At 60.9% G+C, this 15475-nt stretch carries 16 protein-coding genes; 12 read left to right on the plus strand and 4 right to left on the minus strand.

Features of this window, described 5'->3' with window-relative positions; genetic code table 11:
- Positions 1-524 (plus strand): catabolite repression control protein Crc (locus ACIP8I_RS24955; protein ID WP_400764570.1); only part of this gene is annotated, 524 nt, incomplete at its 5' end.
- Between the two features lie 78 nt (positions 525-602).
- Here ACIP8I_RS24955 and gltS read toward each other — a convergent pair.
- The 3 genes from gltS to rph all read right to left on the minus strand — a co-directional run bounded on the left by gltS (position 603) and on the right by rph (position 3322).
- On the minus strand, positions 603-1811 hold the full coding sequence (gene gltS / locus ACIP8I_RS24960) for a sodium/glutamate symporter (RefSeq protein ID WP_400764572.1): 1209 nt from the start codon (positions 1809-1811) through the stop codon (positions 603-605).
- 390 nt (positions 1812-2201) lie between these two features.
- Positions 2202-2570 (minus strand): DUF4870 domain-containing protein, encoded by a 369-nt coding sequence (locus tag ACIP8I_RS24965; protein WP_400764574.1) that lies wholly within the window; start codon positions 2568-2570, stop codon positions 2202-2204.
- A gap of 29 nt (positions 2571-2599) precedes the next feature.
- Positions 2600-3322 (minus strand): ribonuclease PH, encoded by a 723-nt coding sequence (gene rph, locus ACIP8I_RS24970; protein WP_027610407.1) that lies wholly within the window; start codon positions 3320-3322, stop codon positions 2600-2602.
- A 270-nt stretch (positions 3323-3592) separates the two neighbouring features.
- On the opposite strand from rph, the gene ACIP8I_RS24975 reads away from it, so the two are divergent.
- The 6 genes from ACIP8I_RS24975 (at position 3593) to ACIP8I_RS25000 (ending at position 8900) form a co-directional block, all read left to right on the plus strand.
- Positions 3593-4456 (plus strand): YicC/YloC family endoribonuclease, encoded by an 864-nt coding sequence (locus tag ACIP8I_RS24975; RefSeq protein WP_400764576.1) that lies wholly within the window; start codon positions 3593-3595, stop codon positions 4454-4456.
- 10 nt (positions 4457-4466) lie between these two features.
- Positions 4467-5087: a guanylate kinase gene (gene gmk, locus ACIP8I_RS24980; RefSeq protein ID WP_003229498.1), complete on the plus strand. Its 621-nt coding sequence runs from the start codon at positions 4467-4469 to the stop codon at positions 5085-5087.
- 167 nt (positions 5088-5254) lie between these two features.
- Positions 5255-5539 (plus strand): DNA-directed RNA polymerase subunit omega, encoded by a 285-nt coding sequence (gene rpoZ / locus ACIP8I_RS24985; RefSeq protein WP_400764577.1) that lies wholly within the window; start codon positions 5255-5257, stop codon positions 5537-5539.
- Positions 5540-5575: 36 nt separating this feature from the next.
- A complete protein-coding gene (gene spoT, locus ACIP8I_RS24990) occupies positions 5576-7681 on the plus strand; it encodes a bifunctional GTP diphosphokinase/guanosine-3',5'-bis pyrophosphate 3'-pyrophosphohydrolase (RefSeq protein WP_025112705.1) in 2106 nt (701 codons plus the stop codon).
- A 24-nt stretch (positions 7682-7705) separates the two neighbouring features.
- A complete protein-coding gene (locus tag ACIP8I_RS24995) occupies positions 7706-8086 on the plus strand; it encodes a RidA family protein (RefSeq protein WP_003229509.1) in 381 nt (126 codons plus the stop codon).
- Between the two features lie 73 nt (positions 8087-8159).
- A complete protein-coding gene (locus tag ACIP8I_RS25000) occupies positions 8160-8900 on the plus strand; it encodes a hypothetical protein (protein WP_007962358.1) in 741 nt (246 codons plus the stop codon).
- 137 nt (positions 8901-9037) lie between these two features.
- Here the strand turns inward: ACIP8I_RS25000 and ACIP8I_RS25005 are convergent, their stop codons facing one another.
- Positions 9038-9895: an SDR family oxidoreductase gene (locus tag ACIP8I_RS25005; protein WP_400764578.1), complete on the minus strand. Its 858-nt coding sequence runs from the start codon at positions 9893-9895 to the stop codon at positions 9038-9040.
- A gap of 188 nt (positions 9896-10083) precedes the next feature.
- Between ACIP8I_RS25005 and exbB the strand changes: the two genes are divergently transcribed.
- The 5 genes from exbB to recG all read left to right on the plus strand — a co-directional run bounded on the left by exbB (position 10084) and on the right by recG (position 15442).
- Positions 10084-11037 carry a tonB-system energizer ExbB gene (gene exbB / locus ACIP8I_RS25010; RefSeq protein WP_400764580.1) on the plus strand — a complete coding sequence of 318 codons (954 nt, stop codon included), beginning with the start codon at positions 10084-10086 and terminating at the stop codon, positions 11035-11037.
- A 6-nt stretch (positions 11038-11043) separates the two neighbouring features.
- A complete protein-coding gene (exbD, locus tag ACIP8I_RS25015) occupies positions 11044-11472 on the plus strand; it encodes a TonB system transport protein ExbD (protein WP_007962355.1) in 429 nt (142 codons plus the stop codon).
- Entirely contained in the window at positions 11469-12215 is a 747-nt protein-coding gene (locus tag ACIP8I_RS25020) for an energy transducer TonB (protein WP_400764581.1), read from the plus strand. Before exbD ends, ACIP8I_RS25020 begins: the two co-directional genes overlap by 4 nt.
- Positions 12216-12427: 212 nt before the next feature.
- Positions 12428-13357: a hydrogen peroxide-inducible genes activator gene (locus ACIP8I_RS25025; protein ID WP_007962352.1), complete on the plus strand. Its 930-nt coding sequence runs from the start codon at positions 12428-12430 to the stop codon at positions 13355-13357.
- Positions 13358-13366: 9 nt separating this feature from the next.
- Positions 13367-15442 (plus strand): ATP-dependent DNA helicase RecG, encoded by a 2076-nt coding sequence (recG, locus tag ACIP8I_RS25030; RefSeq protein WP_400764583.1) that lies wholly within the window; start codon positions 13367-13369, stop codon positions 15440-15442.
- The last annotated feature ends 33 nt before the right edge of the window (positions 15443-15475 follow it).

Here is a 15475-nt window from a genome sequence, read left to right on the forward strand (position 1 = left end):
AGACGGCCGACCGCTACGGGCGCTACCTGCAAGCAGATTTCGACAAAGTCAGTATTGCCACCTTGCTGCTTCCTTCGGGGATGAACGGCGATGAGGACTTGAACCAGAAGTTCAAGCTCATGGACGACTTCGGCAAGTACCTGGACAAGCAGCGGCGTAAACGTCGCGAGTACATTTATTGTGGCTCGCTGTACGTTGCGCAGCAGAAGCTCGACATCAAGAACTGGCGCGACAGTCAGCAATCCCCGGGCTTCCTGGCGCCAGAACGCGCCTGGATGGACGAGATTGTCGGCAACATGGGCTATGTCGATGCCCTGCGCGAAGTCAGCCGCGAAGGCGACCAGTACAGCTGGTGGCCGGACAACGAACAGGCCGAGATGCTGAATCTGGGCTGGCGCTTCGACTACCAGCTGCTGACCCCAGGCCTGCGTCGCTTCGTACGCAGCGCACGCCTGCCGCGGCAGCCACGGTTCTCGCAGCACGCGCCGCTGATCGTCGACTACGACTGGACGCTGACCATCTAAGCGTCGATTTGTCGTTAAAAAATGCCCGTATCGCGAGATACGGGCATTTTTTATGCCGCGCCTTAAGCAGCCCAGACCTCAGACGGCGACAAAAAACGGCAAGGCCAGATAAAGCTTTATGACGATCACGTTGATGATGTCGATGAAGAATGCACCAACCATCGGCACCACCAGAAACGCAAGCTGCGAAGGCCCGAAACGCTGCGTCACCGCCTGCATGTTGGCAATGGCCGTTGGCGTTGCGCCCAGGCCAAAACCACAATGTCCTGCCGCCAGGACCGCCGCGTCGTAGTTACTGCCCATCACTCTGAATGTCACGAAAATCGCAAACAGCGCCATGACCAACGTTTGCGCAGCCAGGATGATGAATATCGGCAGTGCCAACGCTGCCAGATCCCAGAGTTTGAGAGACATCAAGGCAATTGCCAGAAACAGCGACAGGCTGACATTACCCAGCACCGACACTTCCCGCTCGAATACCTGATACAGGCCCAGCGCCGACAGCCCATTACGCAGCACCACTCCCACGAACAAAACGCAAACAAACGTCGGCAACTCGAACGCGGTTCCGTGCAGAAAACCATTCAGCAGATTGCCAGCCAATAAACTCACCGCAATCAATGCCAGTGTCTCGATAAACGAAAAGGGCGTGATCGAACGCTCCTTGTTCGGCTGCTCAAAACCCTTTGGCATCCGTGGCGTTTGTTGAGGCTGGCAACCGGGCACCGCAACGCGCTTGATGAGCAGGCGAGCCACCGGCCCACCAATCAAACCGCCCAGGACCAGGCCGAAGGTTGCCGAGGCGATTGCAAGCTCGGAGGCCGACGCAAGGCCGTACTTTTCACTGAATACCGTGCCCCACGCCGCCCCCGTACCGTGACCGCCCGCAAGCGTGATTGAACCCGTCAGGAGCCCCATCAACGGATCAAGACCCAACGTTGTGGCAAGGCCAATGCCCAACGCGTTCTGAACCAGCAAAAGCCCGGTAACCGCCAGTAGAAATATGCCGACTACGCGACCACCCTTCTTCAGGCTGGCAAAGTCTGCGCTCAAACCGATTGTTGCAAAGAATGCCAACATCAACGGCGTCTGCAGTGAAGTATCGAATCTGATTTCCATATCAAAAGTTCGCAACATCAATAAACCCAGCGCAACCACCAGTCCACCGGCGACGGGTTCAGGGATATTGTAATTACGCAGAAAACCGACTCGTGCAATAAGTCCGCGCCCCAGTAAAAGCACCAGAGAGGCGGCCACGAGCGTTCCATAAAAATCGAGCTGGATCATTGGGGTTATTCTTGGCTATATATTCATCAGGCGCACTTTTTACCCGCGCACGCCTATTGAATCGGCTGACTGTCTCAACACTGATTGATTTGGAATTCAAGGACCTTCGATGGCTTGAATATATCGAGATATTTCTGAAGCAACGTTACGCGGAGCAACCTTAACAACCGACAAGTCCTGTTGCCAAGGACTGAGATCGTGTTAAAGCATTGCAGTTGTGACTAAAAGTGTAAGAGTTAAATATATAAAAATTATCGACTACCGCTTGTCGCAGATAGAACTGTTCCTACACGAAAAAGTAATTATTCGAGTTGCAGAAACACAAATGCCCTGACAAGTCAGGGCATTTGAATTAAAACTTTGCGAATCACGGAGGCCTTGCACTGATCGTTATTTGATCAATCGCCAAGTGAATGGATAACGGTAGGGAAAGCCTTCGTTCGCCTTCACCCCGGCGATGATCGTCAGCACCAATGCGCCGATGGCCAGCAGGCCGAGCAAGAAGAAGCCGATGATCAACATCATCAGCAGCAGACAGATCGCGGCAGCAATCGCCACGGTGATCTGAAAATTCAGCGCCTCCTTGCCCTGAGCGTCGATGAACGGGTCGGTTTCGCGCTTCATCTGCCACAGGATCAACGGCCCGATCAGGTTACCGAACGGAATCCAGATCCCCAGCAAGGCGGACAAGTGACAAAACATCGCCCATTGGCGAACCTCCTGGCTCGGCTTGGGCAGCAACTCCTGCTCATCACTCATCACGTCCTCCTTGCGGGTTACGAACCTGCTCAGTCGGCCAGTGCAGCCTTTTGCAGTTCGAAGATTTCGTTCATGCCTTTCTTGGCCAGTTCCAGCATGGCGTTCAGATCTTCAGGCTGGAACGGCGCGCCTTCGGCGGTGCCCTGGACTTCGATGAAACCACCGGTGCTGGTCATCACCACGTTGAGGTCAGTCTCGGCGGCGGAATCTTCAAGATAGTCCAGATCCAGCACCGGCTCACCCTGATACATGCCGACCGACACCGCGCCGATCATTTGCTTGAGCGGGTCGCCGCCTTTCAGGCCGCCGCGCTTCTTGATCACTTTCAGTGCATCGACCAGGGCAACCATCGCGCCGGTGATGGAGGCGGTGCGGGTGCCGCCGTCAGCCTGGATCACGTCGCAATCGACGTACAGGGTCACGTCGCCCAGCTTGGACATGTCCAGCGCAGCGCGCAGCGAACGGCCGATCAGGCGCTGGATTTCCAGGGTGCGACCGCCCTGCTTGCCACGGCTGGCTTCACGCTGGTTACGCTCGCCGGTAGCGCGCGGCAGCATGCCGTACTCGGCGGTCAACCAACCCTGACCTTGCCCTTTCAGGAAGCGCGGCACGCCGTTTTCGACGCTGACGGTGCAGATGACTTTGGTATCACCGAATTCGACCAGTACGGATCCCTCGGCGTGTTTGGTGTAGTTGCGGGTAATGCGGATCGAGCGGAGCTGATCGGCAGCGCGACCACTTGGACGTTTCATAGGGAATACCTGTACTGGGGACGGAAAACTGCCGAGCATTATAGAGCGCTGCACCGCGCCTGGGCACGGGTTAAAAATTCCAACCGTCGACCCAGGGCCCTGAAACACGCATAACCGACGGCCTGCAGCCCTTTGTCACACCGTGTGTTTGGGCGCATCCGCCGCACTGCGCTACAATCCTGCGCCTTTGCTGCCAGTCGGCTTAAATTCATTGATATCGAGCCTGCGGAACATCCCTTCTGCGCCGATCTGCATTGCGAGGTCACCGCCATGGTGCACAGCATGACCGCCTTCGCCCGCGTCGAAAAAGCCGGCGTCCAGGGCACCCTGAGCTGGGAGCTGCGCTCGGTCAACAGCCGCTATCTGGAACCGCACCTGCGCCTGCCGGAGTCGTTCCGCGACCTCGAAGGCGCCGTGCGTGAGGCCCTGCGCCAAGGCCTTTCACGGGGCAAACTGGAATGCACCCTGCGTTTCACTGAAGAAAGCACCGGCAAGCCGTTGCAGGTCGATCGCGAGCGCGCCGCGCAACTGGTCGCCGCCGCCGAAACCATTGCCGGCCTGATCAACAACCCGGCAGCACTCAACCCGCTGGAAGTGCTGGCCTGGCCCGGCGTACTGGTGGCCGACGCGACTGACCCACAGGCGCTGAACGCCGAGGCGCTGACACTGTTCAATCAAGGTCTCAAGGAACTCAAGGCCGGCCGCGAGCGCGAAGGCGCGGAGCTGGCACGCCTGATCAACGAGCGCCTGACCTCCATTGAAGAGGACGTCGTGACCTTGCGTGAACTGGTGCCGCAGATGCTCGCGACCCAGCGTCAGAAAGTCCTCGACCGCTTCAACGACATGAAGGCCGAACTGGACCCGCAGCGCCTGGAACAGGAAATGGTCATCCTCGCGCAAAAGAGCGATGTGGCAGAAGAACTGGATCGCCTGAGCACCCACATCATCGAAGTGCGCCGGGTGCTCAAGTCCGGCGGCGCCGCCGGCCGGCGCCTGGATTTCCTGATGCAGGAGCTCAACCGCGAAGCCAACACACTGGGCTCCAAGGCCTTCGACCCGCGCAGCACCCAGGCCGCCGTCAACCTCAAGGTGTTGATCGAGCAGATGCGCGAACAAGTGCAGAATATTGAGTAAGGCAACAGACATGACCCACAGCACCGGCACCCTGTACATCATTTCCGCGCCATCGGGCGCAGGCAAGAGCAGCCTGGTCAAGGCTTTGACCGATGCCAATCCGGAGATTCGCGTCTCGATCTCCCACACCACCCGCGCCATGCGTCCGGGTGAAGTGGACGGCGTGAACTATCACTTCGTGACCCGCGAAGAGTTCGTGAAGATGGGCGAGCACGGCGATTTCCTCGAACGCGCCGAAGTCTTCGGCAACTTCTACGGCACCTCGCAAAGCCGCCTGCAGCAGACGCTGGACGAAGGTCACGACCTGATTCTGGAAATCGACTGGCAAGGCGCCGAGCAAGTGCGCAAGCTGATGCCGCAGGCACGCTCGATCTTCATCCTGCCGCCGTCGTTGCAGGCCTTGCACCAGCGCCTGACCAACCGCGGCCAGGACAGTGACGAGATCATTGATGGCCGGATGCGCGAAGCCGTCAGCGAGATGAGCCACTATGTCGAGTACGACTACCTGATCATCAACGACGATTTCGCCCATGCACTGGACGATCTGAAGGCGATTTTCCGCGCCAATCAGCTGCAACAGAAGCGTCAGCAGGTACGTTTCGGCAAATTACTGGCCGAACTGCTCGGTTAATCAACTCTTCCCAAAACCGCTGCAAGGGCTTTACATTGGTGCTTGCAGCGCGTTGAAGGGTCTGGTCAAAAAATCAGCGCTTCCCTAATCGCTGGTGATTTTTTAAACTGCTCAGTCCGCTCGCCCAACCGGGCAGCGCGCATATTGCATTCGCTCCGAGGAATACCATGGCCCGCGTAACCGTTGAAGACTGCCTAGAACACGTGGAAAACCGCTTTGAGCTGGTCATGCTCTCTACCAAGCGTGCCCGTCAACTGGCCACCGGCGGCAAAGAGCCACTGGTCCAGTGGGAAAACGACAAGCCGACCGTTGTCGCCCTGCGTGAAATCGCAGAAGGCCTGATGAGCTACGAGTTCATCGCCGAGCAGGAAATCGTCCACGAAGACCCGGTCTTCGCTGCGTTCGAGGACGAGTCCAACGAGGCCGTCTATGCCTTTGCCTGGTCGACGTAGCACGGCGCAGGAACACAGCCTACGGCAGGAGTCATCATGCCGAGCATAGACGCCCTCGCCGATCGCTTATCGACCTACCTCGGCAACGACCAGGTCAACCTGGTCCGCCGAGCGTATTTCTACGCCGAACAAGCCCATGACGGTCAGCGCCGTCGCAGCGGCGAGGCGTACGTCACGCATCCTCTTGCGGTGGCGAATATTCTTGCCGACATGCACATGGACCATCAGAGCCTGATGGCCGCGATGCTGCATGACGTGATCGAAGACACCGGTATCGCCAAAGAAGCGCTGCAAGCGCAGTTTGGTGAAACCGTGGCCGAACTGGTCGACGGGGTCAGCAAACTGACCCAGATGAACTTCGAGACCAAGGCCGAAGCCCAGGCCGAAAACTTCCAGAAGATGGCCATGGCCATGGCCCGCGACATTCGCGTGATCCTGGTCAAACTCGCCGACCGCCTGCACAACATGCGCACGCTGGAAGTGCTGTCCGGGGAAAAACGCCGCCGGATCGCCAAGGAAACCCTCGAAATCTACGCGCCCATCGCCAACCGGCTGGGCATGCACGCGATTCGTATCGAATTCGAAGACCTCGGCTTCAAGGCGATGCACCCGATGCGTTCGGCGCGGATCTACCAGGCGGTCAAGCGCGCCCGGGGCAACCGCAAGGAAATCGTCAACAAGATCGAAGAGTCCCTCGGTCATTGCCTCGCGATCGACGGCATCCAGGGCGAAGTCAGCGGTCGTCAGAAACACCTCTACGGCATCTACAAGAAAATGCGCGGCAAGCGTCGGGCCTTCAACGAGATCATGGACGTCTACGCGTTCCGGATCATCGTCGACAAGGTCGATACCTGCTACCGCGTGCTGGGTGCTGTGCATAATTTGTACAAACCGTTGCCGGGGCGCTTCAAGGATTACATCGCGATCCCCAAGGCCAACGGCTATCAGTCGCTGCACACCACGCTGTTTGGCATGCACGGCGTACCGATCGAAATCCAGATCCGTACCCGCGAAATGGAAGAGATGGCCAATAACGGCATTGCCGCCCACTGGCTGTACAAATCCAGCGGTGACGAGCAGCCGAAAGGCACTCACGCCCGCGCCCGCCAGTGGGTCAAAGGCGTGCTGGAAATGCAGCAACGTGCCGGCAACTCGCTGGAATTCATCGAGAGCGTGAAGATCGACCTGTTCCCGGACGAGGTCTACGTATTCACGCCTAAAGGCCGGATCATGGAGCTGCCCAAAGGCTCCACGGCAGTCGACTTCGCCTACGCGGTGCACACCGACGTCGGCAACAGCTGCATCGCCTGCCGGATCAACCGCCGACTCGCACCGCTGTCCGAACCGCTGCAAAGCGGCTCCACGGTCGAGATCGTCAGCGCCCCTGGCGCGCGGCCGAATCCGGCGTGGCTTAACTTCGTGGTCACCGGCAAGGCCCGTACGCACATCCGCCATGCGCTGAAACTGCAGCGCCGCTCCGAGTCCATCAGCCTCGGCGAACGCCTGCTGAACAAAGTACTCAACGGTTTCGACAGCTCGCTGGAGAAAATCCCGGCCGAGCGCGTCAAGGCGATGCTCAGCGAGTATCGCCTCGAACTGATTGAAGATTTGCTCGAAGACATTGGCCTGGGCAACCGCATGGCCTATGTCGTGGCGCGCCGCCTACTCGGCGAAGGCGAACAGCTGCCTAGCCCGGAAGGCCCGCTGGCGATTCGCGGTACCGAAGGCCTGGTGCTCAGTTACGCCAAGTGCTGCACACCGATCCCGGGCGACCCGATTGTCGGGCACCTGTCGGCGGGCAAAGGCATGGTCGTGCACCTGGACAACTGCCGCAATATCAGCGAAATCCGGCACAACCCGGAAAAATGCATCCAGCTCTCGTGGGCCAAGGATGTCACCGGCGAATTCAACGTCGAACTGCGCGTCGAGCTGGAGCACCAGCGTGGCCTGATCGCCCTGCTGGCCAGCAGCGTCAACGCGGCCGACGGCAATATCGAGAAAATCAGCATGGACGAACGCGATGGCCGCATCAGCGTCGTCCAGCTGGTGGTCAGCGTCCACGACCGTGTGCACCTGGCCCGCGTGATCAAGAAACTGCGCGCCCTGACCGGGGTCATCCGCATCACCCGCATGCGTGCCTAATTCACACCTAACAAGGAGTCATACATGACCAAGACCGTTATCACCAGCGACAAGGCCCCAGCCGCCATCGGTACCTACTCCCAGGCGATCAAGGCCGGCAACACTGTCTACATGTCGGGTCAGATCCCTCTGGACCCAAAGACCATGGAACTGGTTGAAGGCTTCGAAGCCCAGACCGTCCAGGTGTTCGAGAACCTCAAAGCCGTAGCCGAAGCTGCCGGCGGTTCGTTCAAGGACATCGTCAAGCTGAACATTTTCCTCACCGACCTGAGCCACTTCGCCAAGGTCAACGAGATCATGGGCAAGTACTTCGATCAGCCGTACCCAGCGCGCGCCGCCATCGGCGTTGCTGCCCTGCCGAAGGGTTCGCAGGTCGAAATGGATGCCATCCTGGTCATCGAGTAATGCGCGCGGCGCAGCCTTCAAACGCTGCGCCGACTGCTCTGCGGTAAAGAAAAGGTTTTGAAAGGATTCCACCATGCGCAAAGCGCTTGCTCTCTCGCTGCTCGCCATTTTCCTCGGCGGCTGTGCCAGCGACCCCGCCGACCGTGACATCAGCGGCACCTGGATCAACCAGGTGGCGATCGACGCTGCGGCCAAGGGCGGCCCCCTGCGCGAAGCGCTTCAGGCCTATGGCCCGAACCTGGAGTGGGACGTCAACACCAAGGCCGGTCAGGCCCGCTACACCAACGGTTTCGAGAACGTCGAAGGACGGCTGCAGGGCGAACAGTCCGGCGCCTGGAAAGTCGACTTCTATGGCAGCTCCGGCAGCGAACTGAAACGCGACGGCGGCCGGATGAAACAAGCCGCCACCGAAAACGAACCCGACCAGTTGTTCGATCGTGCGCAAATCCCCGTGCCGGAAGGTGCGCCAATCGGCGCCAGCTTCGAACGCGCGCTGTATTCGGCCTATCTGGGCGGCAGCTGGAAGATTGCCAGCGGCGACGGCGAAGGCAACACTGTGCAATTCCAGGCCGATGGCCAGGTCTCCGGTCTGCCCGGCGCCGACCGCTATGCCCTGTGCCTGGCAGGCGACTGCGCCTCGATGAACAGCGACCACGACAGCATGTGGCTGCAACTCAACGGCCAGGGCAACAACTGGATCTTTGCCCGCAAAGGCAAGGCGCTGGAGATTTTCCAGGCAGTGAACAGCGCACTGGCGGATGAAATGCCGCAGTTCACCCCGGGTGAGCGCAAGTGGTTGCTTGAGAAGCAGTAACCGCGCCTGAGAACAATATATAACCCTGTGGGAGCGGGCTTGCCCGCGATGAGGCCATCAGACTCAACACCTTAGTTGACTGCCAAGCCGCCATCGCGGGCAAGCCCGCTCCCACAGTGGTTTGTGGCGTTAGAAGGTCAGCACTTGCCTTCAAGAATCGCCGCATAACCTTCGCGATAACTCGGATAAGTCGGCGTCCAGCCCAGCGCCTTCGCCCGGGCATTGCTGCAGCGCTTGCTGCCGGTGCGGCGTACGCTGGCGTCTTCCGCCCACTCGGTAACGCCCAGATACTCGCGCAGCCACGCGACCACCTCGGCCAGCGGCGCCGGCGCGTCGTCCACACCGATATAGATATCCTGCAATGGCTCGCCGCGATGAGCCGCCTGCAGCAGAAACGCCATCAGCCCTGCTGCGTCATCAGCGTGAATGCGATTGCCGTACAGCGGCGGCTCGACCGCCACCCGATAACCGCGACGCACTTGAGTCAGCAGCCACTCACGTCCCGGGCCGTAGATACCGGTCAGGCGCACAATGCTCGCCGGGATGCCGCTGTTCAGCGCCACTTGCTCGGCCTCAAGCATCACCCGGCCGGAGTATCCGCTAGCCACGGTTTCTGATTGCTCGTCGACCCATTCCCCTTCCTGCTGCCCGTACACACTGCTGCTGGAAACGAACAGCAGCCGCTCAGGGGCCTGCCCAAAGTCATCCAGCCAGCTCAGCACATTCTGCAAACCCTGCACGTAAGCCGCACGATAACCGGCCTCATCGTGATCGGTGGCCGCCGCGCAATACACCAGATAATCCACCGCCCCGAATGGCCAGTTTTCCGGGCAGTCTTCCTTGAACAGGTCACCCGCCACGCCGATGACGCCATCCGGCAAACGCGAAATATCACGGCGCAGACCATGCACCTCCCAGCCGGCGGCCAACAATTGCGTAGCCAGACGACTGCCGACATCACCACAACCGGCAATCAAAACAGAAGGCGCGGACATCAAAAAACTCCCAGACGAAAGGAACAGACTAGCCCTCACAAAGGACGAACGGCTAGCAATGAAGGAAAAAAAGAAACTCTATTACTTTTGTTAACAAGAATTACTTGCAATAATGCACCCCACTTTTGTTCTCGGCCTCACGAGGCCTGGAAGAGCATCAACCGTTTTTTACTTCAGGTCCGGCCAGCATGACACGTAATCAAATCCCCGCTTCGCCAACCAAACGACCTCGCGCCTTCAGCGCGGTGGCGGCCCTGCTGCTCAGCCTGATGCTGGCGCCGACCGCCGCCTTCGCTGATGCCCAGGCGCCAGCCGCCCCGGCTGCCACCGAACAGCACGCCCCTGCCGCCGCCGCGCCAGCCACCACCGACCCGGTGCAGGCTGTAGACGCCAGCCCGGCCGACGCCCCTGAAGTGCTCGAACCCGACAACACCCTGGGCATGGCCCACGACCTGTCGCCATGGGGCATGTATCAGAACGCCGACATCATCGTGAAAATCGTGATGATCGGTCTGGCCATCGCTTCCATCATCACCTGGACCATCTGGATCGCCAAAGGCTTTGAGCTGATGGGCGCCAAGCGTCGTCTGCGTGGCGAAATCGCCGCCCTGAAAAAAGCTGCAACGCTCAAGGAAGCCAGCGCCACTGCGGCGAAAGAAGGCACCCTGGCCAACCTGCTGGTCCACGATGCACTTGAAGAAATGCGCCTGTCGGTCAACAGCCGTGAAAAAGAAGGCATCAAGGAGCGCGTCAGCTTCCGCCTCGAGCGCCTGGTGGCTGCTTGCGGTCGCAACATGAGCAGCGGCACCGGCGTCCTCGCCACCATCGGCTCCACCGCGCCGTTCGTCGGCCTGTTCGGTACCGTATGGGGCATCATGAACAGCTTCATCGGCATCGCCAAGACCCAGACCACCAACCTCGCCGTCGTGGCGCCAGGCATTGCCGAAGCGCTGCTGGCCACCGCGCTGGGCCTGGTTGCCGCAATTCCTGCGGTAGTCATCTACAACGTGTTCGCCCGCTCCATCGCCGGCTACAAGGCGCAGGTGTCCGACGCTTCGGCGCAGGTCCTGTTGCTGGTCAGCCGCGATCTCGACCACCAACCTGAGCGCAGCTCGCAGCCGCACATGGTCAAAGTGGGGTAATCGGCCATGGGCCTGCATTTGAAAGAAGGCGCAGACGACGATCTGGCCGAGAACCACGAAATCAACGTCACGCCGTTCATCGACGTGATGCTGGTACTGCTGATCATCTTTATGGTGGCTGCGCCGCTGGCCACCGTGGACATCAAAGTCGACCTGCCGGCCTCGACCGCCAAACCGGCGCCGCGCCCTGAAAAACCGGTGTTTCTCAGCGTAAAAGCCGATCAGCGCCTGTACATTGGCGACGACGAAGTCAACGCCGATACCCTTGGCGCCGTGCTCGACGCCAAGACTCAGGGCAAGAAAGACACCACCATCTTCTTCCAGGCCGACAAGGGTGTGGACTACGGCGACCTGATGAGCGTGATGGATAAATTGCGTTCGGCCGGTTACCTGAAGGTCGGTCTGGTGGGCCTTGAGAGCGCAGCCAAGAAATGATCACGACGCGCCATAAGCTGACGCGTTACAGCGGTAGCCTGGCCGTGGTGCTGGGCGTTCACGCGCTGGCCATCGCGCTGGCGCTGAACTGGACCGCCCGCCCGCCCATCGAACTGCCGCCGCAGGCAATGATGGTCGAGCTGGCACCGGTTCCGGCCCCGCCACCGCCTGCTCCGCCGAAAGTCGTCACACCGCCGCAGCCACCAGCTCCGGTTGAAGAGCTGCCGATTCCGAAACTGGCTGAAGCACCCAAGGCCGAGATTGCCGTACCGAAGCCCAAACCCAAGCCAAAGCCGAAACCGCAGCCGCCCAAACCGGTAGAGAAGCCAGAACCACCGAAGGAAAAACCTTCCGAGGAGAAACCGGCCGACACGCAACCGACCCAGGCACCGACAGAGAAATCCGCTCAGCCGGCACCGGGCCCGTCGCCCGCACAAATGGCAGCCAAAGCCAGTTGGCAAGGCACCCTGCTCGCGCACTTGGCCAAGTACAAGAAGTACCCGGCCAGCGCTCAGGCGCGAGGCAAGGAAGGCTTGAACCGTCTGCGCTTCGTGGTTGATGCTGAAGGCAATGTGCTGTCGTTCGAACTGGTGGGCCGCTCCGGCAACGCCGATCTGGACCGGGCCACCCTGGAAATGATCCGCCGCGCGCAACCGCTGCCCAAGCCACCGGCCGACATGCTGAACAACGGTTCGATCGAAATTGTTGCGCCGTTTGTGTACTCGCTCGAACGTCGTCGCTAAGTAGCAAGATCAAAAGATCGCAGCCTTCGGCAGCTCCTACAGGTATCCCGCCCCCCTGCAGGAGCTGCCGAAGGCGGCGATCTTTTGCTTTTCAGCTCATCCATAAACGGCAAACCCACATTGCCCGGTGTCGCATTCCTCACTCAGTCTGATAACGTGCGTCTATCGATTGCAGCCGTTATGCTTGGCCCGCAACTTCATGGACGCTTGCTATGACCCTCACAGAATTACGCTACATCGTTACCCTCGCCCAAGAGCAGCACTTCGGCCACGCCGCCGAGCGTTGCCACGTCAGCCAGCCGACCCTGTCGGTGGGCGTGAAAAAACTTGAAGACGAACTCGGTGTGCTGATTTTCGAGCGCAGCAAAAGTGCCGTGCGCCTGACCCCGGTCGGCGAAGGCATCGTCGCCCAGGCGCAGAAAGTCCTGGAGCAGGCGCAAGGCATCCGTGAACTGGCCCAGGCCGGCAAGAACCAACTGACCGCACCGCTGAAAGTCGGCGCGATCTACACCGTCGGGCCGTACCTGTTCCCGCACCTGATTCCGCAACTGCACCGGGTCGCCCCGCAGATGCCGTTGTACATCGAAGAAAACTTCACCCACGTGCTGCGTGACAAACTGCGCAACGGCGAGCTCGACGCCATCATCATCGCCCTGCCGTTCAACGAAGCCGACGTGCTGACCCTGCCGCTGTACGACGAGCCGTTCTACGTCCTGATGCCGGCCCAGCACCCGTGGACGCAAAAAGAATCCATCGACCCGGGCCTGCTCAACGACAAGAGCCTGCTGTTGCTCGGCGAAGGCCACTGCTTCCGCGACCAGGTGCTCGAAGCCTGCCCGACCCTGACCAAGGGCAACGACGGCGCCAAGCACACCACGGTGGAGTCCAGCTCGCTGGAGACCATCCGCCACATGGTCGCCTCCGGTCTGGGCATCTCGATCCTGCCGCTGTCGGCGGTGGACAGCCACCACTACGCCCCGGGCGTGATCGAAGTACGACCGCTGTCGGCGCCGGTGCCGTTCCGCACCGTGGCGATTGCCTGGCGCGCGAGCTTCCCGCGGCCGAAAGCCATCGAGATCCTCGCCGACTCCGTTCGCCTGTGTTCGGTGGCCAAGCCCGCCGCGCCGGTTACGGCCGGTTAAGCCAGGGTCATGACTGAGCTGTCGCAAGTGTCGGTGACGGCACTCAAGGGTGTCGGCGAAGCCATGGCCGAGAAACTGGCCAAAGTCGGCCTGGAAAACCTTCAGGACGTGCTGTTTCACCTGCCGCTGCGTTATCAGGATCGCACCCGCGTGGTGCCGATCGGCCACTTGCGCCCGGGCCAGGACGCCGTGGTCGAAGGCACCGTCAGCGGTGCCGACGTGGTCATGGGCCGGCGGCGCAGCCTCGTCGTGCGCATGCAGGACGGCACCGGCGGCCTGAGCCTGCGCTTCTACCATTTCAGCAATGCGCAGAAAGAAGGCCTCAAGCGCGGCACGCGGATTCGCTGCTACGGTGAAGTGCGCCCCGGCGCTTCGGGACTGGAAATCTACCACCCGGAATACCGCGCCATTAACGGTGACGAACCACCGCCGGTGGACGAAACCCTGACCCCGGTCTATCCGCTCACCGAAGGCCTGACCCAACAGCGCCTGCGCCAGCTGTGCATGCAGACCCTGACCCTGCTCAAGCCGAACACCCTGCCCGACTGGCTGCCGACCGAACTGGCCCGCGACTACCAACTGGCGCCGCTGGCCGACGCGATACGCTACCTGCACAACCCGCCCGCCGATGCCGACGTCGATGAACTCGCCCTCGGTCATCACTGGGCCCAGCATCGGCTGGCCTTCGAAGAATTGCTGACCCATCAACTGTCGCAGCAGCGTCTGCGCGAGAGCATGCGTTCACTGCGCGCGCCGGCGATGCCGAAGGCTACGAAGCTGCCGGCAAAATACCTGGCCAACCTCGGCTTCAGCCCGACCGGCGCCCAGCAACGGGTCGGCAACGAAATCGCCTACGACCTCAGCCAGCACGAACCGATGCTGCGGCTGATTCAGGGCGACGTTGGCGCGGGCAAGACCGTGGTCGCCGCCCTCGCTGCCCTGCAGGCGCTGGAGGCGGGTTATCAGGTCGCATTGATGGCGCCGACCGAGATCCTCGCCGAGCAGCACTTCATCACCTTCAAGCGCTGGCTCGAACCGCTGGGCATCGACGTCGCGTGGCTGGCCGGCAAGCTCAAGGGCAAGAATCGCGTCACCGCGCTGGAACAGATCGCCAGCGGCACGCCGATGGTGGTCGGCACCCACGCGCTGTTCCAGGACGAAGTGCAGTTCAAGAATCTGGCACTGGTGATCATCGACGAACAACACCGCTTCGGTGTGCAACAACGCTTGGCGCTGCGGCAGAAAGGCGTCGGCGGGCGCATGTGCCCGCATCAACTGATCATGACCGCCACGCCGATCCCACGCACGCTGGCGATGAGCGCCTACGCCGACCTCGACACCTCGATCCTCGACGAACTGCCGCCCGGTCGCACTCCGGTCAACACCGTGCTGGTCACCGACACCCGTCGCGTCGAAGTCATCGAACGGGTGCGCAGCGCCTGCGCCGAAGGGCGCCAGGCCTATTGGGTGTGCACGCTGATCGAAGAGTCGGAAGAGCTGACCTGTCAGGCCGCCGAAACCACGTTCGAAGACCTCACCGCCGCCCTCGGCGAGCTGAAAGTCGGACTGATCCACGGGCGCATGAAGCCCGCCGAAAAAGCCGCGGTCATGGCCGAATTCAAGGCCGGCAACCTGCAACTGCTGGTCGCCACCACGGTGATCGAAGTCGGCGTCGACGTGCCCAACGCCAGCCTGATGATCATCGAAAACCCCGAACGTCTGGGCCTTGCGCAACTGCACCAGTTGCGCGGTCGCGTCGGCCGGGGCAGCGCGGTCAGCCATTGCGTGCTGCTCTACCATCCGCCACTGTCGCAGATCGGCCGCCAGCGCCTGGGCATCATGCGCGAGACCAACGACGGTTTCGTCATTGCCGAAAAAGACCTCGAACTGCGCGGCCCCGGCGAAATGCTCGGCACGCGTCAGACCGGCCTGCTGCAATTCAAGGTCGCCGACCTGATGCGCGACGCCGACCTGCTGCCTGCCGTGCGCGATGCCGCGCAAGCGCTGCTGGAACGCTGGCCAACCCACGTCAGCCCATTGCTCGACCGCTGGCTGCGCCATGGGCAGCAATACGGCCAAGTGTGAGCACCGTCGCAGTTTGTGCAGGATCGTTCCGAC

It is taken from the genome of Pseudomonas sp. NPDC088414, from assembly GCF_044753325.1.
Lineage (GTDB): Bacteria > Pseudomonadota > Gammaproteobacteria > Pseudomonadales > Pseudomonadaceae > Aquipseudomonas.